At 71.2% G+C, this 21,103-nt stretch carries 14 protein-coding genes and 1 rRNA gene; 5 read left to right on the top strand and 10 right to left on the bottom strand.

The genetic code is table 11. From position 1 onward, the window contains the following. Positions 1-15: 15 nt before the first annotated feature. The 3 genes from AC2CHE_RS11930 to AC2CHE_RS11920 all read right to left on the bottom strand — a co-directional run bounded on the left by AC2CHE_RS11930 (position 16) and on the right by AC2CHE_RS11920 (position 6,009). Positions 16-3,075: an Rne/Rng family ribonuclease gene (locus tag AC2CHE_RS11930; protein ID WP_484504970.1), complete on the bottom strand. Its 3,060-nt coding sequence runs from the start codon at positions 3,073-3,075 to the stop codon at positions 16-18. 130 nt (positions 3,076-3,205) lie between these two features. Further along, positions 3,206-3,925, bottom strand: a complete 720-nt coding sequence (locus AC2CHE_RS11925) for a TIGR03936 family radical SAM-associated protein (RefSeq protein ID WP_484505027.1) — start codon at positions 3,923-3,925, stop codon at positions 3,206-3,208. A gap of 98 nt (positions 3,926-4,023) precedes the next feature. Further along, positions 4,024-6,009, bottom strand: a complete 1,986-nt coding sequence (locus AC2CHE_RS11920) for a TIGR03960 family B12-binding radical SAM protein (RefSeq protein ID WP_484504969.1) — start codon at positions 6,007-6,009, stop codon at positions 4,024-4,026. A 276-nt stretch (positions 6,010-6,285) separates the two neighbouring features. On the opposite strand from AC2CHE_RS11920, the gene AC2CHE_RS11915 reads away from it, so the two are divergent. Then, the gene (locus tag AC2CHE_RS11915; protein ID WP_484504968.1) at positions 6,286-7,626 is read left to right on the top strand and encodes a hypothetical protein; all 1,341 of its coding nucleotides are present in this window, start codon (positions 6,286-6,288) and stop codon (positions 7,624-7,626) included. A gap of 44 nt (positions 7,627-7,670) precedes the next feature. Here AC2CHE_RS11915 and AC2CHE_RS11910 read toward each other — a convergent pair whose 3' ends face one another. Together AC2CHE_RS11910 and ileS are read right to left on the bottom strand one after the other, a co-directional pair. After that, positions 7,671-8,369, bottom strand: a complete 699-nt coding sequence (locus AC2CHE_RS11910; RefSeq protein ID WP_484504967.1) for a lysophospholipid acyltransferase family protein — start codon at positions 8,367-8,369, stop codon at positions 7,671-7,673. A gap of 151 nt (positions 8,370-8,520) precedes the next feature. Further along, complete coding sequence (gene ileS / locus AC2CHE_RS11905; protein ID WP_484504966.1) at positions 8,521-11,667, bottom strand: isoleucine--tRNA ligase; 3,147 nt, start codon at positions 11,665-11,667, stop codon at positions 8,521-8,523. A gap of 489 nt (positions 11,668-12,156) precedes the next feature. Between ileS and AC2CHE_RS11900 the strand changes: the two genes are divergently transcribed. Then, on the top strand, positions 12,157-12,597 hold the full coding sequence (locus tag AC2CHE_RS11900) for a carboxymuconolactone decarboxylase family protein (RefSeq protein ID WP_484504965.1): 441 nt from the start codon (positions 12,157-12,159) through the stop codon (positions 12,595-12,597). Further along, the gene (gene sigJ / locus AC2CHE_RS11895) at positions 12,594-13,472 is read left to right on the top strand and encodes an RNA polymerase sigma factor SigJ (RefSeq protein ID WP_484504964.1); all 879 of its coding nucleotides are present in this window, start codon (positions 12,594-12,596) and stop codon (positions 13,470-13,472) included. The genes AC2CHE_RS11900 and sigJ overlap by 4 nt, the downstream gene beginning before the upstream one ends. Before the next feature lie 14 nt (positions 13,473-13,486). On the opposite strand, the gene ndk is transcribed toward sigJ, so the two are convergent. Next, positions 13,487-13,912: a nucleoside-diphosphate kinase gene (gene ndk, locus AC2CHE_RS11890; RefSeq protein ID WP_484504963.1), complete on the bottom strand. Its 426-nt coding sequence runs from the start codon at positions 13,910-13,912 to the stop codon at positions 13,487-13,489. Positions 13,913-14,053: 141 nt separating this feature from the next. On the opposite strand from ndk, the gene AC2CHE_RS11885 reads away from it, so the two are divergent. Beyond that, complete coding sequence (locus AC2CHE_RS11885; RefSeq protein WP_484504962.1) at positions 14,054-15,535, top strand: VOC family protein; 1,482 nt, start codon at positions 14,054-14,056, stop codon at positions 15,533-15,535. 39 nt (positions 15,536-15,574) lie between these two features. On the opposite strand, the gene AC2CHE_RS11880 is transcribed toward AC2CHE_RS11885, so the two are convergent. The 3 genes from AC2CHE_RS11880 to AC2CHE_RS11870 form a co-directional block, all read right to left on the bottom strand. Beyond that, positions 15,575-15,940, bottom strand: coding sequence for a DUF4233 domain-containing protein (locus AC2CHE_RS11880; RefSeq protein WP_484504961.1), 366 nt, complete (start codon positions 15,938-15,940; stop codon positions 15,575-15,577). After that, positions 15,937-17,208, bottom strand: a complete 1,272-nt coding sequence (locus AC2CHE_RS11875; protein ID WP_484505026.1) for a bifunctional folylpolyglutamate synthase/dihydrofolate synthase — start codon at positions 17,206-17,208, stop codon at positions 15,937-15,939. Before AC2CHE_RS11875 ends, AC2CHE_RS11880 begins: the two co-directional genes overlap by 4 nt. Positions 17,209-17,393: 185 nt before the next feature. Next, the gene (locus AC2CHE_RS11870; RefSeq protein WP_484504960.1) at positions 17,394-20,012 is read right to left on the bottom strand and encodes a valine--tRNA ligase; all 2,619 of its coding nucleotides are present in this window, start codon (positions 20,010-20,012) and stop codon (positions 17,394-17,396) included. 69 nt (positions 20,013-20,081) lie between these two features. Here AC2CHE_RS11870 and AC2CHE_RS11865 point away from each other — a divergent pair, with 69 nt between their 5' ends. Then, the gene (locus AC2CHE_RS11865; protein WP_484504959.1) at positions 20,082-20,765 is read left to right on the top strand and encodes a hypothetical protein; all 684 of its coding nucleotides are present in this window, start codon (positions 20,082-20,084) and stop codon (positions 20,763-20,765) included. A 228-nt stretch (positions 20,766-20,993) separates the two neighbouring features. Here the strand turns inward: AC2CHE_RS11865 and rrf are convergent. Continuing rightward, positions 20,994-21,103, bottom strand: a 5S ribosomal RNA gene (rrf, locus tag AC2CHE_RS11860); the annotation flags it as partial.

The raw sequence follows: 21,103 nt of genomic DNA, 5'->3' as shown, positions 1-21,103 counted from the left end.
CCCCTACCGACGCCGTCAGGGCCGGGTACGGCGACGCGCGCCCCCGCGGCGGGAACGACGCCGACCGGTGCCGCCCTCGCCGCCGTCCTCCTCGTCGGTGTCGCCGAGCGCGTCCGGGTCGTCCGGGGCGGCGAGGCGTGCCGCCTCGCCCTGCTGGCTGTCGGCGACGTCCGGCGCGGCCGGAGTGTCCGTCTCGTAACGCGACAGGTCGTAGCCCATGGTGTCGTGGAAGTCCGCGTCGGCGGTGCTCGTCGTATCGGTCTCGGTGACCTCCACCACGGTCCGCTCCGCCGAGGCGGCGCCCTTACGGGCGCGGCGCCGGGACGAAGCAGTCGGTTGCTCGATAGCCGGGGCACTCGCCGAGGCAACCGCCTTGACCTTGTCCCCGCCACCGGAGCGTGGCTTCTCCGGCACCGGTTCGGTGTGGATGACCAGACCCCGCCCCTTGCAGCACTCGCAGGTCTCGCTGAACGCCTCCAGCAGTCCGGCGCCGATCCGCTTACGGGTCATCTGCACCAGGCCCAGCGAGGTGATCTCCGTGACCTGGTGCTTGGTGCGGTCCCGCCCCAGGCACTCGGTCAGCCGGCGCAGCACCAGTTCGCGGTTCGACTCCAACACCATGTCGATAAAGTCGATCACGACGATGCCGCCGATGTCCCGCAGCCGCAGCTGCCGGACGATCTCCTCGGCCGCCTCCAGGTTGTTGCGGGTGACCGTCTCCTCCAGGTTGCCTCCGGCACCGGTGTACTTGCCGGTGTTCACGTCGACCACCGTCATCGCCTCGGTCCGGTCGATCACCAGGTGCCCGCCGGAGGGCAGGAAGACCTTGCGGTCGAGCCCCTTGAGGATCTGCTCGTCGATGCGGTACTCGGCGAAGATGTCCTTGGTGCCGACGTGCCGGCGCAACCGGGCGACCAGGTCCGGCGACACGTGCGACAGGTACGACTCGACCATGTCGTACGCCTCGTCGCCCTCCATGACCAGCTCGCGGAAATCCTCGTTGAACAGGTCGCGGACCACCCTGATCACGAGATCGGGCTCCTGATAGAGAAGCACCGGCGCGCCGCCCTCGGCAGCCTTGGCCTGGATGTCCTCCCACTGCGCCTGGAGCCGCTTGACGTCCCGGGCCAGTTCGTCCTCACTGGCGCCCTCGGCCGCGGTCCGGACGATCACCCCGGCGCCTTCGGGCACGAGCTTCTTCAGCACGTCACGCAGCCGCTTGCGCTCGGTGTCCGGGAGCTTGCGGCTGATCCCGGAGGCGTTGCCGCCGGGCACGTAGACCAGGTGCCGGCCGGAGAGCGCGATATGGCTGGTCAACCGGGCGCCCTTGTGCCCGATCGGATCCTTGGTGACCTGGACCAGCACCGAATCACCGGACCTGAGCGCCTGCTCGATCGAGCGGGCCCTACCCTCCAGGCCGGTGGTGTCCCAGTTGACCTCGCCGGCGTACAGGACCGCGTTGCGGCCACGGCCGATGTCGACGAACGCCGCCTCCATGCTCGGCAGCACGTTCTGCACCTTGCCGAGGTAGACGTTTCCGGCCATCGTGCCGGCCGAACTGCGGGTGACGTAATGCTCGACCAGGACGCCGTCCTCCAGCACGGCGATCTGGGTCCGGTCGCCACGCTGGCGTACGGCCATGACCCGGTCGACCGCCTCGCGGCGGGCCAGGAACTCCGACTCGCTGAGGATCGGCGGGCGGGTACGGCGCTGCTCGCGGCCGTCCCGACGGCGCTGCCGCTTGGCCTCCAGCCGGGTCGAGCCGGAGACGCCCTGCACCTCGTCGACCGTTCGGCGTGGCTCCCTGATCTTCACCACGGTGGGCACACCGTCGTCGGCGGCACCGTCGGTGTCACCGGCCCCCCGGCGACGCCGCCGCCGACGACGACGGGTCATCCCGTCGCCCTCGGCCTCGTCGTCCTCCTCGGACTCGGCCTCGGTCTCCGACTCGGCCGGCTCGGCCTGCGCGGCTTCCGCGGTCTCGCCCTCCTCGGCCTCCTCGCCGTCGTCGACGCCGCCCTTGCCCCGGCCCCGGCCCCGGCGACCGCGACGGCGGCGACGCCGGCCGCCCGCGGTCTCCTCGTCGTCGTCGTCCTCCTCGGCGACCTCCTCGGTCGCCGCGGTGGGTTCCTCCTCGGTCTCGGCCTCCACCACCGGCTCGGTCTCCCGCCGACCCCGACGCCGCCGCCGGGACGGCTCGGCCGGTTCCTCGGCGGGCTCCGTCTCGGTGGGCTGCGCGGCGGCAGCCCGGGCGGCGAGCACCTCTTCCGGCGCCATGAACAGCACCGTCGGTGCGGTGAACGCGGCCCTGCGACGGCGGGAGCGGCCCTCGGGTTCGGCCGGCCCAGCGTCCGGGCCCGCCGGCTCCGTGGTCTCGGCCGGCTCGGCCACCTGCTCCGAATCGGCGGTGCCCTCGGCGGGCAGCGCGGCGGAACCGAAGTCGGTGCCGGCCGCCGGTGCGAGACCGGCGTCGGCGGCGGGCTGCGTCGGCTCGGCCTGGTCGGACGGCTCGATCACGGCGTCGGACGGTGGCTCGGCGGCCGCGGGCGGTGGCTCGGCGGCCGCGGGCGCGGACTTCCGGCGACGGGTACGGGTCACCTTGACCGGCGGCACCACGTCGCTGTCGGTGGGCTCCGCCTCGGCCACGGCCAACGGCTCCTCGACCGCCTTCTGCCCGGTGGTCGCCTTGCGGCGGCGTCGCGGCGTCTTCACGGCCGGGTCGAGGTCACCCGAAACCGGGGCGAACACCTCGGCCTGGGGAGCCTCTCCACTGCCTATCGCCGCGGCACCGGACGCCTCGACCGGCGCGTCGGTCTGCTCCGGCTGGCTGACCGAGGTGGCCCGACGTCGGGTGGTCCGACGTCGGGGGGCCGGCTCGGCGTTGGTCGCGCCACCCAGGTCGGCGGTGCCGCTCACGGCACCGGCGATCTCCTCCGGCGGGTCGGCGACCGGACCGGATTCGGGCGCGTCCTGCGGCGGACGCGAACCGGTCGCCTCAGCGGTGCTGCTCTCGGCGCTCTCGTCGGCCGGATTGATGCCGGCCCGTTCGCTGCCCTCGGGCTCGTTCTCGAGCATGGACGTTCTCCAGTTCTGGCTTCCCCGGGCGCGGGTGAGCGCTGCCACGCAGGGTTGCCGCAAAAGGTGTTTCCCCGGGCGCACGAGGTGCGCGTCGGCGAAGTCTGCCTGCCTGGACGCCGACCGTCGGTCAGCGCCCGCCGATGGTTGCCCCGTCGCGGTCCGCGTCCAGCGGATCCACGATCGCACCCTGCGCGGTCAGCGTGCCCTGAGCCAGCCGGATCACCTTCGGGGCCACCGGCGGCTCCAGGCCGGCCACCACGCGGAAGCCGGAAAGGACGTCATCGGGTCGTACGGACGGGGTGACCTGCCGCACGACCAGTTCGAGTATCGCACACGGTACGGCCGGGTCCTTGGAAGGCGTCGCCGATCCGGCAATCACATCGATGTCGACCACTGGGGAGCGTGCGTCGAAGGTGCGTCGCCCCTGCTTGGTCATCCGTTCGACCAGCACCTCGTCGGCGGCGGTGAAGACGGCCACGGCCGTGGCCAGCACGTCGGGATCCAACTGCGGCAACTCGATCCGCCAGCGGGACGCCTCGATCCGGTCGGGCAGGCTCGCGCCACCGGCCACCACGGCGTCGAGCACGTCGAGGCCGGGCGAGAGCGCCGCGTCCAGCGCCAACCGCAACTGCTCCGGATCGACCGGCTCACGCAGGCCGATCTCCAGATATTCGGCCTCGCTCGCCACCCCGGTCGGCGCCGCACTGGCGTACGAGATCTTCGGGTGCGGGGTGAAACCCTGGGAGAACGCGACCGGTACACCGGCCCGGCGCAGCGCCCGCTCGAAGGCCCGGGCGAAGTCCCGGTGCGAGGTGAACCGCAGCGGGCCACGCTTGGCGTACCGGATCCGGACGCGCTGGACGACCGGCGCCTGACCCCCCTGGGGCTGTGGTTTCCTACTGATCGTCGTGCTCCTCGGTGTCGGGCCCACCCGTGGCGCCGCGGTTACTGCTGGGCGCCGGCGGACAGCTTCAGGCCGTTGACCGGGGTCAACGGGAGCAGCTTCCGGCCGGTCGGGCCGATCTGGATCTCGGTGTCCATCGTCGGGCAGACACCGCAGTCGAAGCAGGGCGTCCACCGGCAGTCATCCTGCTCGTACTCGCTGAGCGAGTCCTGCCAGTCCTGCCAGAGCCAGTCCTTGTCCAGGCCGGAGTCCAGATGGTCCCAGGGCAGGACCTCCAGCTCGTCGCGCTCCCGGGTGGTGTACCAGTCGAGGTCCACCCCGAGATCGGGCAGCACCTCGGCCGCCGCGTCCACCCAGCGCTGGTACGAGAAGTGTTCGCTCCAGCCGTCGAACCGTCCGCCGTTCTCCCAGACCCGGCGGATCACCGCGCCGACCCGGCGGTCGCCTCGGGACAGCAGGCCCTCGATCAGCGAGGGCTCGCCGTCGTGGTAGCGGTAACCGATCGCCCGACCCAACGAGCGATCGGCGTTGATGGCCTGCTTGAGCAGCCCCAGCCGGTGATCGATGACCTCCGGCCGCTGCATGGCCGCCCACTGGAACGGGGTGTGTGGCTTGGGCACGAACCCGCCGATCGAGACGGTGCACCGGATGTCCTTGGAGCCGGTGGCGGCACGACCGGCCCGGATGACCTCGTGCGCCATGTCGGCGATCTCCAGGACGTCGTCGTCCGTCTCGGTCGGCAGACCGCACATGAAGTAGAGCTTCACCTGCCGCCAACCGTTGGTGTACGCGGTGACCACGGTGCGGATCAGGTCGTCCTTCGACACCATCTTGTTGATCACCTTGCGGATCCGCTCCGACCCGCCCTCGGGGGCGAAGGTCAGACCGGTCCGCCGGCCGTTGCGGGACAACTCCTGCGCCAACTCGATGTTGAACGCGTCCACCCGGGTGGACGGCAACGAGAGCGAGACGTTGGTGCCCTGGTACTGCTCGGCCAGGCCGGAGCACATGTCACCGATCTCGGAGTGGTCGGCCGACGACAGCGACAACAGGCCCACCTCGTGGAAGCCGGAGAACTCCAGCCCTTGCTGCACCATCTGACCCACCGTGGTGATCGAACGCTCCCGCACCGGCCGGGTGATCATGCCGGCCTGACAGAACCGGCAACCCCGGGTGCAGCCCCGGAAGATCTCCACCGCGTACCGCTCGTGCACCGTCTCGGCCAGCGGGACGAGCGGCTTCTTCGGGTACGGCCAGGCGTCCAGGTCCATCGTCGTACGCTTGTGCACCCGGAACGGCACGTCCGCCCGGTTCGGCACGACCCGCTGGATCCGGCCGTCGGGCAGGTAGTCCACGTCGTAGAAGCGCGGCACGTAGACGCTCTCGGTACGCGCCAACCGCAGCAGCAGCTCGTCCCGGCCGCCGGGGCCGCCCTCGGCCTTCCACTCCCGGACGATCCCGGTGATCTCCAGGACCGCCTCCTCGCCGTCGCCGAGCACGGCGGCGTCGACGAAGTCGGCGATGGGCTCCGGATTGAACGCGGCGTGCCCACCCGCCACGATCACCGGATCGGCGTCGGTGCGGTCGGCGGCGAACAGCGGGATGCCGGCCAGGTCGATCGCGGTGAGCAGATTGGTGTAGCCCAACTCGGTGGCGAACGACACGCCGAACAGGTCGAAGTCGCGAACCGGGCGGTGGGCGTCGACGGTGAACTGCGGCACGCCGTGGGCGCGCATCAGCTTCTCCAGATCCGGCCAGACCGCGTACGTCCGTTCGGCCAGGGTGTCCGGCAGCTCGTTGAGCACCTCGTAAAGGATCTGCACGCCCTGGTTGGGCAGCCCCACCTCGTACGCGTCCGGATACATCAGCGCCCACCGTACGGTCGCCGCGTCCCACTCCTTGACCACCGCGCCCAGCTCGCCACCGACGTACTGGATGGGCTTGGTCACCTGGGGCAGCAGCGGCTCCAGCCGGGGCCACACGGAGTTGGCCGCGACGGGACGCGAAGTCGGGGACGGGACGCTCATGATGCCCAAGGGTAGACGGTACTCCGCCGCCAGCCGCGCCGACGGGCGAGCACAAACGTCGCCGAAGCCCGTAATCCGGCCGGTATCGCTCACCGGTGATGTGCCGGGCTTCGGCTGCGACTCGGACACAGTCCGAGACCAAGAGCAATCACCCGGCCACCATTGGTGAACAGCACCTGCCGACGGACAGCTTGGATCAGCCGGCCCGTCATCCCGGGTCCGGCCCGGTGGCACACCGGTACTAACCTCGAACCGGCGCGAGAGGAGATTGCCGCGATGCCGGAGCCGCAGCCGGGAGCCGACCGGCCGGTCGACGGGAGCCGTCCGGATCAACATCGGGACGGGGAGCCGGCGGTCACCCACGAACTGCCCACCGACCCGCCCCCAGCCGACGACCAGTCGACCAGGCCGGAAGACGCTGAGCCGGCCGGAAACAGGTCCGACGAGACCGAGCCGGCCGACGCCGGATCCACCGAGGTCGGCCCGCCCACCGACGCGCACCCCACCGAGGACGGCCCACCGCCGGTGCCGGCGGAGCCAGAGGTCGGTCCGCAGGGCACCCGGGTGCTGCCCGAGTCCGCACCGGAGGCGGCCACCCCGCGCTGGAGCGGCTCGGCACCGGTACCCCCGTCCGTACCGCGCCGACGCGGCTGGGGCGAGTCGGCGGATCCCACCCCGCCGCCGGTGCCGGCGGTACCGCAGCCGGAGCACCAGACACCTGTCGACCCATGGGCCGGCGTCGACACCAGCGGCTGGGACCTTCCCTCGACCGACTTTCCCGCCCTGCCACCGACGACGTCCTACCCGAGCCCGCCGCCGACCCGGCCGTACTCCGGGCCCCCGGTCTCCCCGGCACCGGTCTCGCCCCTACCGCCGCCGGTAGCGCCACAGCAGCAAACCCTGCCTCCGGTCGCGCCGCAGCAGCCGCAACCGCCCGGGCCCTACCTGCCCGCCCCGGCCGGCCCGCCGCCGCACGGTCGGCGGGGCAGGAAAAAGGCCAAGGCTGAACCGGTCGCACCCCCACCGGGTTGGCAGCCGCCCTCGGGGTACGTCCCGGTGCCGGTCCGCAAGCGTCGCCGCTGGCCCTGGTTGCTGCTGCTGACCCTGGCGTGCTGCTGCGGCTGCCCGGCCTACTACGGCATGCCGATGGCCAGCCAGTACCCGGCGAAGGCGGCGTTGCCACAGGAAGTGGCCGACCTGCGGCTGCGAGAGGACCCGCGCAGCACCCGCGACGCCCGCCAGCTCGAGACCCAGATGCGCCAGTCGCACTGGCTCGCCGAGGAGACCTTCGCCGGGATCTACCACACGAGCAGCGGCAAGCGGGTGACCGTCTTCGGCGGCACCGGCTTCCGGTTCGCCCCGTCGGCGGACGCCGACGCCGAGATCGAGCGCCTCACCGACCAGTACGCACTCGGCGACAAGCAGATCATGGAGACCGGTGTCCGGGGTCGCCACGAACGTTGCGCGGTGGGACGCACCGACGGGCTCGGTGCGGTGGTGTGCACCTCGGTCGACCACGGCAGCATCACCACCGGTGTCTTCACCGGACTCTCCGTGGACGACAGCTCCCGACTGCTGGCCACCCTACGGGACCAGATCGTCACCACGGACGGCTGAACGGATCGACGACGGCACGCGGTGGGCGCACCTGGCCGGACGGCTCAGCGGGCGTCGGTCTCCCCGGTGACCGGCGGATGCGCCCGCGGCGGCGCGTAGCGGGATACGTACTCCTGACCGGTGAGCTTCTGGATCTCACCCATCATCTCGTCGGTCAGCTGCCGCAGCGACACCCGATCGTCCGGCCGACCGGTGAAGTCGAGCGGCTTACCGAACCTCACGGTGATCTTGCCGGTGAAGGGACGCGGCAGCCGAGCACCGATCGGCTGCACCTTCTCAGTGCCGATCATGCCCACCGGAATGATCGGCACACCGGCCGCGATGGCGAGCCGGACCGCCCCGGTGCGTCCCCGGTACAGTCGCCCGTCCGGCGAGCGGGTGCCCTCCGGGTACACGACCACCAGGTCGCCACCCTTGAGTGCCGGGATGGCGGCGTCGAACGCGGCGAGCGCGGCACGCCCGCCGGCCCGCTCCACCGGGATCGCGCCGAGACCGGTGAGGACGAACTTGGAGAAGCGGCCCTTGACGCCGGTGCCGGTGAAGTACTCGGACTTCGCCCAGAACGCCAGGTGTCGGGGTACCACCGTGCCGAGGAACAGTTCGTCAGCCACCGACAGGTGGTTGCCAGCGAAGATCGCGCCACCCTTGTCCGGAATGTGCTCCAGCCCCTCCACCGTCGGACGGAACGCCAGCCGCATCGCGGGCCCCACGGTGAGCTTGCCGATGGTGTAGAGCAGCGGCACTGGTCCTCCGGCGGATCGAGTGAGGTAAGAGGCGGTGTCACCGTAGCGGACCGCCCCACGACAGCATGCGTGAGGTCGGGCTGGTCCGCTGGCTGGGTACGGGTTGCCGGAAAGGGGCCCTTCTGGCCGGAAAGGACCCCCTCCGGGCAACTCAGACGCGACGAACGACCACCGTCACCGGCACGCCCTCGCCGACCTCACCGGCGAAGCCGTCTATCCCCTCGGCGAAGTCGATGCTGTCGGCGAGCACCTCCCGGGACACGAAGTCCCGGTAGCCGGCCACCGCCGCCCGTACCTCGTCGGCGCCCGACGCGGTCACCACGATCCGGTCGGACACGTCGAGGTCGGCGTCGCGGCGGGCCTGCTGCACCACCCGGACGAGGTCCCGGGCCAACCCCTCGGCGGCCAGTTCGGCGGTGACCGTGGTGTCCAGCACCACCACCCCCTCGCCGCCGGGCAGTGGCGCCGAGTGCTCCGCGTCGGCGGCGACCAGGCGCAGCTCGTACTCGCCCTCGGCCAGGGTCACTCCGGCGGCCACCGGTGCGCCGTCGACCAGCTCCCACTCCCCCGCCTTGACCGCCTTGATCACCTGCTGGACCTGCTTGCCGACCCGGGGCCCGAGCGCCCGGGGCACCACGGTCAGCACCTGCTGGCAGTACGCGGACAGCTCGGCGCTGAACTCCACCGCCTTGACGTTCACCTCGTCGGCGATCAGGTCGGCGAACGGGCGCAGTTGCTCCGCCGCCGGGGACGCCACGGTCAACGTCGACAGCGGCAGCCGTACCCGCAGTCCCTTGGCCTTGCGCAGCGACAGCGCCGCCGAGGCGACCGCCCGCACGTTGTCCATGGCAGCCACCAGGTCGTGGTCGGCCGGGAACTCCTCGGCCGACGGCCAGTCGGTCAGGTGCACCGACCGCTCGCCGGTCAGGCCACGCCAGATCTCCTCCGCGGTCAGCGGCGCGAGCGGCGCCACCACCCGGCAGAGCGTCTCCAGCACCGTCGACAGCGTGTCGAAGGCGTTGGCGTCCCCGGACCAGAACCGGTCCCGCGAGCGGCGCACGTACCAGTTGGTCAGGGCGTCCAGGTAGGACCGCACGGTGGCGCAGGCGCCGGAGATGTCGTACGTGTCCATCTGCGTGCCGACCGTTTCGACCAGCTCCCGCGTCTTGGCGAGCACGTACCGGTCGAGCAGGTGCGTGGAGTCGGTACGACGACGGGCGGTGTAGGAGTCGGCGTTGGCGTAGAGCGAGAAGAAGTACCAGACGTTCCACAGCGGCAGCAGCACCTGCCGGACCGCGTCCCGGATGGCCGATTCGGTGACGAGGGCGTCGCCGCCGCGCACCACCGGCGAGGACATCAGCATCCACCGCATCGCGTCCGAGCCGTACGCGTCGAAGACGTGGTAGACGTCCGGGTAGTTGCGCAGGCTCTTGGACATCTTGCGGCCGTCCGAGCCGAGCAGGATGCCGTGGCTGACGCAGTTGCGGAACGCCGGCCGGTCGAAGAGCGCGGTGGCCAGCACGTGCATCGTGTAGAACCAGCCACGGGTCTGCGGCATGTACTCGACGATGAAGTCGCCCGGGTAGTGGTGCTCGAACCACTCACGGTTCTCGAACGGATAGTGCACCTGGGCGAACGGCATCGAGCCGGACTCGAACCAGCAGTCCAGCACCTCCGGCACCCGACGCATCATCGACCGGCCGGTCGGGTCGTCCGGGTTGGGGCGGACCAGCTCGTCGACCGCCGGCCGGTGCAGGTCGGTCAGGCGTACGCCGAAGTCCCGCTCGATGTCGGCGAGTGAGCCGTAGACGTCCAGCCGCGGGTAGTTCGGGTCGTCGGAGCGCCACACCGGGATCGGCGAGCCCCAGAACCGGTTGCGGCTGATCGACCAGTCCCGGGCGTTGGCCAGCCACTTGCCGAACGAGCCGTCCTTGATGTGGCCGGGCGTCCAGTTGATCTCCTGGTTCAGCTCGACCATCCGGTCCCGGAACTTCGTCACCGCGACGAACCACGACGACACCGCCTTGTAGACCAGCGGGGTGTCGCAGCGCCAGCAGTGCGGGTACGAGTGGGTGTAGGTGTCCTGCCTGAGCACCACCCCCCGGTCCTTCAGCTCCCGGATCACCGGCTTGTTGACGTCGAAGACCTGCTCGCCCTGGAAGGGCGGCACCAGCGCGGTGAATCGGGTGTGGTCGTCGACGGTGACGATGGTGGGGATGCCGGCGGCGTTGCAGACGTTCTGGTCGTCCTCACCGAACGCCGGGGCCAGGTGCACGATCCCGGTGCCGTCCTCGGTGGTCACGAACTCCCCCCCGAGCACCTGGTACGCGTTCGGCCCGGCCTGCTCCACCAGGAAGTCGAACAACGGGGTGTAGCGGCGTCCGACCAGGTCCCGGCCGCACACCGTGCCGAGGCGCTCGTAGCCGTCCAGTTCCTTGGCGTACGCGGCCAGCCGCGCCGCGCCGACCACGTACCGCTCGCCCTCGCGTTCCAGCACCGCGTACTCGATGTCCGGGCCGACGGCGAGCGCCAGGTTCGACGGCAGGGTCCACGGCGTGGTGGTCCAGACGCCCAGCTTGACCGACCCGCGCACCAGCTCCGGGGCGGAGTCGTCGGCGGTCAGCCCGAACCACACGGTCAGGGTGGGGTCGTGCCGGTCCCGGTAGACGTCGTCCATCCGGGTCTCGGTGTTCGACAGCGGCGTCTCGCAGCGCCAGCAGTACGCCAGCACCCGGAAGCCCTCGTAGACCAAGCCCTTGTCGTGCAGGGTCTTGAAGGCCCACATGACGCTTTCCATGTAGTCCAGGTCGAGGGTCTTGTAGTCGTTGGTGAAGTCGACCCAGCGGGCCTGGCGGGTGACGTACCGCTCCCAGTCCTGGGCGAACTCCAGCACCGAGCTGCGGCACGCGTCGTTGAACCGGGCCACACCGAGGTCGAGGATCTCCGCCTTGCTGGTGATGCCGAGTTGCTTCTCGGCCACCACCTCGGCGGGCAGGCCGTGGCAGTCCCAGCCGAAGCGCCGCTCGACGTGCCGCCCGCGCATCGTCTGGTAGCGCGGCACCACGTCCTTGACGTAGCCGGTGAACAGGTGGCCGTAGTGCGGCAGCCCGTTGGCGAACGGCGGGCCGTCGTAGAAGACGTACTCGTTCTTGCCGTCGTCGCCGGCGGGACGGGCCTCGACCGAGGCCTCGAAGGTCTTGTCGGCCGTCCAGTGCTCCAGTACCCGGCGCTCGACCGCGGGCAGGTCCGGGCTCGCCGGTACGCCGCCGGCGGTCGGGTCGTGCAACGGATAGGCCATCGGGGGTCGCTCTCCTCGCTGACGCTCACTGTCGTGGGTCTGCGAGGACGAGCCTTGCCGGTACGCCGTCACCGGCGCCCCGGGTCAAGCCCGCGGTACCACCCCGCTTGACGGTCAGGTTCGACCGCCCGCTCGTTGGTCGGCGATAACGGGCCGCCCCGTCCGGTTCTACTGAGCCGGTCACCCGGCCGTTCTTCCGGAAGCTCCCCGGTGATGGCCGGATCATCGCCCTGCCCGCCCATGATACCCGCCCCACCCCCGCCCCCTCCCCCCAATAACCCCCAACCCCCAACCCAACCACCGCGATCATGCAGTAGTGGCACCTACCAAACGTGCCATCCAGTGCAATTCGGCAACCACAACTGCATGATCGGCGTGCGTCGGTGACCGTCGCCGGAACTGTGCATGATCGGCGTCACACGCCCCATTTGTCACGCAACGGACCGGGCGATCCATCGTGGTGGTGTCACACCGTTTGGGGAGGTTGTCTTGCAGCGGATCAACGCGGCCGAGGTGGCGCCGGAGGCATTCGGCGCCGTGCTGGGGCTGGAGAAGTACGTCCGGGCTAACGTCGACTACACAGTGTTGGAGCTGGTGAAGCTGCGCGCGTCGATGCTGAACGGCTGCACGTACTGCGTCGACATGCACAGCCGGGAAGCGCTCGGCGCCGGCGAGTCGAGCCGGCGACTGTTCGCGGTGGCCGCCTGGCGGGAGGCGCCCTTCTTCGACGAGCGGGAACGCGCCGCGCTCGCGTTGACCGACGCGGTCACCCAACTCGGCGAACACGGCGTGCCCGACGACGTCTGGGACGCCGCGTCGAAGGTGTGGCCGGAGAAGGCTCTCGCCGACCTGGTTCTGGCGATTGCCACAATCAACGTGTGGAACCGGATCGCGGTGACCTTCCGCGACGAACTGCCGACGGACGTGTGAGTCCGCTCGACGCGGCGGATGCGGCCGGTGCGCTCGACGCGCACCGGCCGATGCTGCTCGGGCTGGCCTACCGGCTGCTGGGTAGCCGCCACGACGCCGAGGACGTCCTTCAGGAGGCTTACCTGCGCTGGTTACGGGTCGACCGCGCCGAGGTGCGCGAGCCGCGTCGTTACCTGTCCCGGGTGGTGACCCACCTGTCGATGGACCGGCTACGGGCCCGGCAGGCCGCCCGCGAGACGTACGTCGGGTCATGGTTGCCGGAGCCGGTGCCCACAGCGCCGTCGCCGTTCGGGCCGCTGGAGCGCGCCGAGTTGCGCGACTCGCTCTCCACCGCGCTGCTGCACCTGCTGGAGCGGCTCACCCCGCCGGAGCGCGCCGTCTACGTGCTGCACACCGCCTTCGAGCTGCCCTACGCCGAGATCGCCGAGGTGCTGGACCGCTCCGCCGAGGACTGCCGACAGCTGCACCACCGGGCGAGCGTCCGCATCGGGCGCGACCAGCGCCGCTTCACCGCCGACCGGGCCGAGCAGGAACGGCTGCTGGAGGCGTTCATCACCGCCGCGACCGAGGGCGACCTGGCCGCGCTGACCGAGCTGGTCGCCGCGGACGCGACCGCGTGGAGCGACGGCGGGGGCCGGGTACGGACCGCCCGCAACCCGGTCACCGGCGCCAACCGGGTCGTCCGGTTCCTGCTGGGCCTCCGGCACAAGGGCGGGCCGCTCACCGTGCGGCGCACGGAACTGAACGGCCAGCCGGCCGCCGTGTTGGCCACCGCGGCCGGTCACGCGTACGCGGTCACCCTCGGCACGGCCGCCGGTCGGATCACCGACATCTTCCTGGTGGCCAACCCGAACAAGCTGCCGTGGACGGCGTGAGTCGAGCGGCTGACTCAACCCAACTCGGGGAACCAGAGCGCCAGCTCGCGCTTGGCGCTGTCGGCCGAGTCGGAGGCGTGCACCAGGTTCTCCCGGTTGGACAGGGACAGGTCACCACGAATCGTGCCGGCGGCGGCCTTACGCCCGTCGGTGGCGCCGATCAGGCCCCGCACCACCTCGATGACCTGGTCGCCCGAGAGTACGAGCGCGACCAGCGGGCCACCGGTCATGAATGCCTTCAGCGGCGGGTAGAACGGCTTGTCGACGTGCTCGGCGTAGTGGTCGTCGGCCAGCGCGGCGTCCATGGTCCGGGACACCATCGCGTCGATCCGCAGCCCCTTGCGCTCGAACCGGGAGATGATCTCGCCCACCAGTCCTCGGCGGACCGCGTCGGGCTTGATCAGGACGAGCGTGCGGTCGTCCGGGCTGCTGCTGGACACGCTGGGTTCCTCCTCAGAGCGGAAGCCGGTCGGGCTGGGTACGGTCAGCCTAGCGACCCGGTCCCGGCGCCGGCGCGGTGGCCGGCCTTCCCCCGGCCCCCGATCCGGCCTAGCCTGGCCCTGACCCCCGGGAGGTCCACTGTGGCGAATGGTGGTGGCAACCGATCCATCGCACCGGTACGCAAGTTGATCGCCGCGGTGCTGGGCACCGTGGCCGCCTTCGTCATCCTCTTCGGCCTGGGCATGACCAGCTGGGCCATCGTCGCACTCGGTGTCGCCCTGCTGGCCCTGGCGATCGCGCTGGCCACCGTGCGCAGCGGGGGCCGCACCTGGGTGGTCGGCGCCGGTCATGTGCACAGCGCCTCCGAGCCACCGACCCAGTACGCCTTCGGTCGCTGCGAACTCCAACTGGTGATCGACGCTCCCGGGCTACCGCCCCGCTCGAAGAAGATCATCGAGCCGCGGGTGCCGGTGTCGAAGTGGCCGTCACTGGGGCAGACCCTGCCGATCCGGGTGGCGTTGGACGACCCGCGACACGTCCGGGTGCTCTGGGACGAGGTACTCACCCACACCGAGGCCGGCAGCACCGCCGACCTGCCCCCCGAGTTCGCCACGGTGCCGCCGGACGAGGTGCTGATCGGGCAGGAGGCGCCACCGTGGGCCGGTCGGGCGCCGGAGGACGACTTCCACGACCCCTCCGCCGATCCGTCCGAGGGTCCCCTCGGCGGTCCGTCGGACGGCCGACCGCACGATGCCGCGGCCGAACCGGTCGAGCACCACGAGACGGTGCGAGTACGCCAGCGCCCGGGCCGACCGGTGGTGCTGGAGGGAACTGTGGTGGAACGCTCCGACGAGCAGCGGCTGCCCCGCCGCGCCACCCCCGCGCCCCGGATGCCCGCCGAGGAACCGCCCAGCCCGGCGGCGACCTTCGCCGGAGACGAACCGGCCGATCCGACGGGCGATCCGGTGCCCTCGGGCAGATCAGCGCCGCCGCCTGCCGGCCCGTCCACGGGCCTGACCGAGCCGACGGACCCCCTCGACCCGCTCGACCTGCCGCTGGACGATCCGCAACCGCGCCCGACGGCCACCACCGACCGGCCGACGACCAACAGCCAAACGACGCCCGCCGACCGCCCGACCTTCGACGCTCCCCCGCAGTCCGCTGGGGACCGGGCGGAGGCGGTCGACGCGGAGGAACTGGACGAGGCGATCTTCGGCTTCGACCCGGACGCCGCCGACCCGGCGGCCTCGATCAGCGGGGTGGGCATCACCCTGCTGGTGACCGAGCTGTCCCGCTCACTGGAGTTCTACCGGGATCGACTCGGCTTCACCGAGGTCGACCGGGGCGCCGCCAACGCGGTGCTCTCCTCGGGGGCGACCCGCCTGGTGTTGCGCGAGGTGACCGGGGCGCAGCCGATCAGCCGTCGGCTGGTCCACGTCAACCTCGATGTGGACGACATCCAGTCGGCGTACGAGCGGCTGCGCGAGTCCGGTGTCCGATTCACCTACCCGCCCCGGGTGGTCAACCGGGGCAGCAAGTTGGAGGTGTGGGCGGCGGCGTTCCGCGACCCCGACGGGCACGGCATCGCGCTGACCCAGTGGCGGGAACTCGCCGAGGCGTGATCGAGGCCCTGGGCCGCCGGTAGCCTGGCACCACCACCGTCAGCCCAGAATCACCCGACGTACGTGCAGCGCGTACGCCCACACCAGCGCGAACATCACGCCCAGCACGGACAGCGACCAGTGCAGCAGGCCGGACAGCAGCAGCAGTCCCTGCAACACGGTGCCGGCGTGCCAGGCCCACGCCCGGCGCATCATGCCGGCGAGCACGGCGGCGACCACGGCCAGCGCCACGACCACGGCGATCGCCGCGCCACCGAGATCAGCACCGACCGCCCGGATCGGCTGGATCGCCAGCAGCAGCACCAACGCCTCCAGAACGAGCGCAGCCGCACCGAGCCCGCGTACCGCCCGCTGCGGATTGCGCAGGCCCGATCGGCGGGGCCGGCCGTCGCCGTCGCCGGTCATCGCTTCAGCAGCCGACGGGCGTCGGCCACGGTCACCACGGAGCCGGTGATGAGCACACCGACCCCGGCCAGCTCGCCCGGCACGTCCTCCTCGGCCAACGCCACCGCCGCCTCGATGGCGTCCGGCATCTCCTCGGCCACCTCGACCCGGTCCGGGCCGAAGACCTCCGCGGCCAGCGCGGCCAGTTCCTTGACCGGCAGCGCCCGGGGTGAGCTGTTCCGCGTCACCACCAGTTGATCGACCACCGGTTCCAGCAGCTCCAGCATGCTGGCCGCGTCCTTGTCGGCGAGGGTACCCATGACGGCGACCAGCTTGCTGAACGCGAACTCCTCCTGCAACGCGGTGACCGTGGCCGCCATGCCCTGCGGGTTGTGTGCGCCGTCGAGCAGGATCGTCGGCGCGGAACGCACCCGCTCCAGCCGCCCCGGGGAACTGGCGGTGGCGAAGCCTTCCCGCACCGCCTCCACGTCGAGCTGCCGGCGGGCACCCGCACCGAGGAACGCCTCGACGGCCGCCAGCGCCACCGCAGCGTTCTGCGCCTGGTGCGCGCCGTGCAGCGGGACGAACACCTCCTCGTACACCCCACCCAGCCCTTGCAGGGTGAGCACCTGACCGCCGACCGCCACAGCCCGGCGCAGGACGCCGAACTCCGAGCCCTCCCGGGCCACTGTCGCGCCCACCTCCGCGCAGCGTTGCAGGATCGGTCGGGCAGCCTCCTCCTCCTGCGCGGCGGCGATCACTGTCGCACCGGGATGAATGATGCCGGCCTTGGCCACCGCGATGTCCTGGAGCGTGTCACCGAGCCACTCGGTGTGGTCGAGCCCGATCGGGGTCAGGACGCACACCCCCGCCTGGATGACGTTCGTGGCGTCCTCGGCACCACCGAGACCCACCTCGACGACGGCCACGTCGACCGGAGCGTCGGCGAAGGTGGCGAAGGCCAACGCGGTGGTCATGTCGAAGTAGGTAAGCGGCTCGGCCGAACGGTCGTCGACCAGTTCGGCCAGCGGCTTCACCTCCTGGTACACGGCGGTGAACCGGGCCTCGTCCACCGGCTCGCCATCCAGGCTGATCCGCTCCCGCACCGTCTCCAGGTGCGGGCTGGTGTACCGCCCGGTGTGCAGCCCGAACGCCCGCAGCAGTGAATCGATCATCCTGGCCGTGGAGGTCTTGCCGTTGGTCCCGGTCAGGTGAATCGACGGGTACGCCCGCTGCGGGCTGCCCAGCAGGTCCAGCAGGGACGAGATGCGGTCCAGCTCGAAGACCATCCGGGTGAAGCCGCGCGCGGCCAGCTCGGCCTCCACCTGCGCGAAGGCGGCACGCTCGGCCCGACCGGTCCGCTCCCGGCGGTCCGCGCCCGCACGATCACCGGTACGGGCACGGTCGGTCGGTTCGCTGAATTCGGCATCCGGCCGTTCGGCACGGACGCGATCGGTGTGGTCGACAGGGTCGGTCACGAGGAAAGTGCCTCCAGGGCGGCATCGATACGAGCCAGGTCGGCCTCGGCGACCGCCAGTCGTTCGCGGATCTTGGATACGACGTGCTCGGGGGCCTTACCGACGAACGCCGGGTTGTCCAGCTTCGCCCGCGCCTGCCCCGCCTCCTTCTCCGCCGCCGCGCGATCCTTGGTCAACCGAGCCCGCTCCGCGGCGACGTCGATCGAGCCCCGGGTGTCCAACGCGACACTGACCTCACCCGGCATGGCCAGCGTCGCGCTGGCCTGGAAATCGTCACCGGCCGGATCCAGCCGCGCCAGCGACCGGATCAACGGCTCGTGCGCCGCCACCCCGGCACCCGACAACCCGTCGAGCCGCGCCGCGACCCGCTGGGTCGGGCGCAGGCCCTGGTCGGAACGGAACCGGCGGACCTCGGTCACCACCCGCTGGAGGGTCGCCACCTCCGTCTCGGCGGCGTCGTCGATCAGCGCCCGGTCAGCCGAGGGCCAGGCTGCCGTCAGCACCGTCTCGCCGCCGGTGAGTGCCGTCCACAGTTCCTCCGTGACGAACGGGATCACCGGGTGCAGCAGCCGCAGCAGTTGGTCCAGCACGTGACCGAGGACTCGGCGGCTGACCTCGGCCGGTTCGCCACCACCGGCCAGCACCGGCTTGCTCAACTCCACGTACCAGTCGCAGACGTCGTCCCAGGCGAAGTGGTACAGCAGGTCACAGACCTTGGCGAACTCGTACGCCTCGAACTGCTCGTCGACCTCGGCGGTGACGTGGGCCAGCCGGGACAGGATCCACCGGTCGACGGTCGACAGCCGTCCGGCGGCCGGCATCGGGCCATCGGTGTGCGCACCGTTGATCAACGCGAACCGGGTGGCGTTCCAGAGCTTGTTGCAGAAGTTGCGTGACCCCTGGCACCACTCCTCGCTGACCGGCACGTCCCCGCCGGGGTTGGCGCCCCGGGCCAGGGTGAACCGGGTGGCGTCGGCGCCGTACCGGTCGATCCAGTCCAGTGGGTCCACCACGTTGCCGAAGGACTTGGACATCTTCTTGCCGTGTTCGTCCCGGACCATCCCGTGCAGGGCGATCACGTCGAACGGCTGCCGGCCGTCCATCGCGTACAGGCCGAACATCATCATCCGGGCGACCCAGAAGAACAGGATGTCGTACCCGGTGACCAGCACACTGGTCGGGTAGAACTTCGCCAGGTCCGGGGTCTGCTCCGGCCAGCCCAGCGTGGAGAACGGCCAGAGTCCGCTGGAGAACCAGGTGTCCAGCACGTCCTCGTCCTGGTGCCAGCCCTCGCCGGTCGGCGGTTGCTCGTCGGGGCCGACGCAGACCACCTCGCCGGCGGGGCCGTACCAGACCGGGATCCGGTGGCCCCACCAGAGCTGCCGGGAGATGCACCAGTCGTGCATGTTGTCGACCCAGGCGAAGTAGCGCTTGGCCAGTTCCGCCGGCTCGATGCGCACCCGACCGTCGCGTACCGCGTCGCCGGCCGCCTTGGCCAGCGGCGAGGTGTTGACGAACCACTGCAACGACAGCCGTGGCTCGACGGTGGTCCGACACCGGGAGCAGTGGCCGACAGCGTGCACGTACGGCCGCTTCTCGGCGACGACGCGTCCCTCGGACCGCAGCGCCGCCACGATCGCCGGCCGGGCCTCGAACCGGTCCAGACCCTCGAACGGGCCGGGCGCGGTGATCACCCCCCGCTCGTCCATGACCGTCAAGGCGGGCAGGTCGTGCCGCTGCCCGATCTCGAAGTCGTTCGGGTCGTGCGCCGGGGTCACCTTCACCATGCCAGTGCCGAACGACGGGTCCACGTGCGCGTCGCCCACGATCGGGATGCGGCGCCCGGTCAACGGCAGCTCGACCTCCGTGCCGATCAGGTGGCGGTACCGCTCGTCGTCGGGATGCACGGCGACCGCCGTGTCGCCGAGCATGGTCTCCGCCCGGGTGGTGGCCACCACCACCTCGTCGCTGTAGCGGATCGACACCAGCTCACCGTCGTCGTCGGTGTGCTCCACCTCGATGTCCGACAGGGCGGTCAGGCAGCGCGGGCACCAGTTGATGATGCGGTTCGCCCGGTAGATCAGGCCGTCGTCGTACAGCTTCTTGAACATGGTCTGGACGGCGCGGGACAGGCCCTCGTCCATGGTGAAGCGTTCCCGGTCCCAGTCGACCGAGTCGCCGAGCCGGCGCATCTGGCCGAGGATCGCGCCGCCGGAGGAGGCCTTCCACTCCCACACCCGCTCGACGAACTTCTCCCGGCCCAGGTCGTGACGGGAGAGCCCCTGCGCGGCAAGTTGCCGCTCGACCACGTTCTGGGTGGCGATGCCGGCGTGGTCCATGCCCGGCAGCCAGAGCGCCTCGTGGCCCTGCATCCGCTTGCGCCGCACCAGGGCGTCCTGCACCGTGTGGTCCAGCGCGTGACCCATGTGCAGCGAGCCGGTGACGTTCGGCGGTGGGATGACGATGGTGAAGGGCGGCCGATCACTGTCCGCGGCGGCCCGGAATCGACCGTCGGCTACCCACTGCTCGTACCGTCGCTGCTCTACCTCAGCCGGCTGATACTGGCCGGCGAGGGTCGGGGCGTCGGGGCGTCGGGCATCCAGTCTGTCGGTCACCCTGAAAGTCTACGGAGCGCTTCGACGGAGCCGACGTGCGCCACCTGTCGTTCGCGTACGGTGTCGGCTATGTCCGACGCACATCTCAGTGCCCGCCAGCTCGACGAGGGCGCTCCGCCGGTCGAGCTGACCGACGAGCCGATCGAGCTGGGCGACCGCGAGCCGGCAGCCGGCACCGACCGGCCCGACGTACGGTCTCGGCGACGACGTCTGGTCGTGGTGGCGCTCGCGATCATCGCGCTCGTGGGGGTGGGCGCGCTCGGCACCTGGGGCTGGCGGATCGTGCAGCAGAAGGACGCGCGGATCACCACCCCCGACCAGGTCGCCGGTCTGCGGCTGGACAGCAGCGACCGGGCGGCCAGCACGGCCGACTATCTGCGTAGCGGGCTGGCTGCTGACATTCAGCTGGACAGCAGCTTCGGCGCCGTCTACCAGGACCCCGCCGATGCCCGGCGATCTGTTCTGATCTTCGGCGGCACCACCCTGCTGTGGCAGCCTGAGCGAGATCTGGAAAGTCTGTTCGAGCTGATGGCCGACGAGACCGCGGCGGTGACCGGACTCCGCGGCGTGCCGGCGGGGCGTCTGGGCGGCGTGATGAAGTGCGGAAGCACCGGCGGCGAGGGCGGCGATTTCGCGGTCTGCGGCTGGGCCGACCACGGCAGCGTGGTGCTCGCCATGTTCCCCGCCCGTTCGGTGGACGAGTCCGCCGGTCTGCTGCGGCAGATCCGGGACAGCCTGCAGACCCGCGCCTGACAGCTGCGCGGTGGCTGGCTCGGATGCCCGGACGCCGCTGCCGCGCGAGGGATCGTGCCGCCACTTGCGAGGTGGCATCCGGCGGCCGACACGGGAAAGAGTGCCCCTGTGTCCATCGGAGCCTGGCTGCCTGCCGAGGTTGGGCCCGTGTTCGGTGTCGGCCAGCGACGATCTGACCCCGGAAATGCGTTCAGGGCCACCCCTGGGGGTGGCCCTGAACGGAAGAATGTCCGGCGGTGTCCTACTCTCCCACACCCTCCCGGGTGCAGTACCATCGGCGCTGGAGGGCTTAGCTTCCGGGTTCGGAATGAGACCGGGCGTTTCCCCTCCGCCATGAC

It is taken from the genome of Micromonospora sp. ATLC16, assembly GCF_057196645.1.
The sequence above is the reverse complement of the archived record's forward strand: the minus strand, read 5'-3'. Positions and strand labels throughout refer to the sequence as shown.

Coding starts and splice junctions, on each gene's coding strand:
- AC2CHE_RS11930 (WP_484504970.1), bottom strand. CDS start 3,075: ATGCTCGAGAACGAGCCCGAGGGCAGCGAACGGGCCGGCATCAATCCG.
- AC2CHE_RS11920 (WP_484504969.1), bottom strand. CDS start 6,009: ATGAGCGTCCCGTCCCCGACTTCGCGTCCCGTCGCGGCCAACTCCGTG.
- AC2CHE_RS11915 (WP_484504968.1), top strand. CDS start 6,286: ATGCCGGAGCCGCAGCCGGGAGCCGACCGGCCGGTCGACGGGAGCCGT.
- ileS (WP_484504966.1), bottom strand. CDS start 11,667: ATGGCCTATCCGTTGCACGACCCGACCGCCGGCGGCGTACCGGCGAGC.
- AC2CHE_RS11880 (WP_484504961.1), bottom strand. CDS start 15,940: ATGACCGGCGACGGCGACGGCCGGCCCCGCCGATCGGGCCTGCGCAAT.
- AC2CHE_RS11875 (WP_484505026.1), bottom strand. CDS start 17,208: ATGGTCTTCGAGCTGGACCGCATCTCGTCCCTGCTGGACCTGCTGGGC.
- AC2CHE_RS11865 (WP_484504959.1), top strand. CDS start 20,082: ATGTCCGACGCACATCTCAGTGCCCGCCAGCTCGACGAGGGCGCTCCG.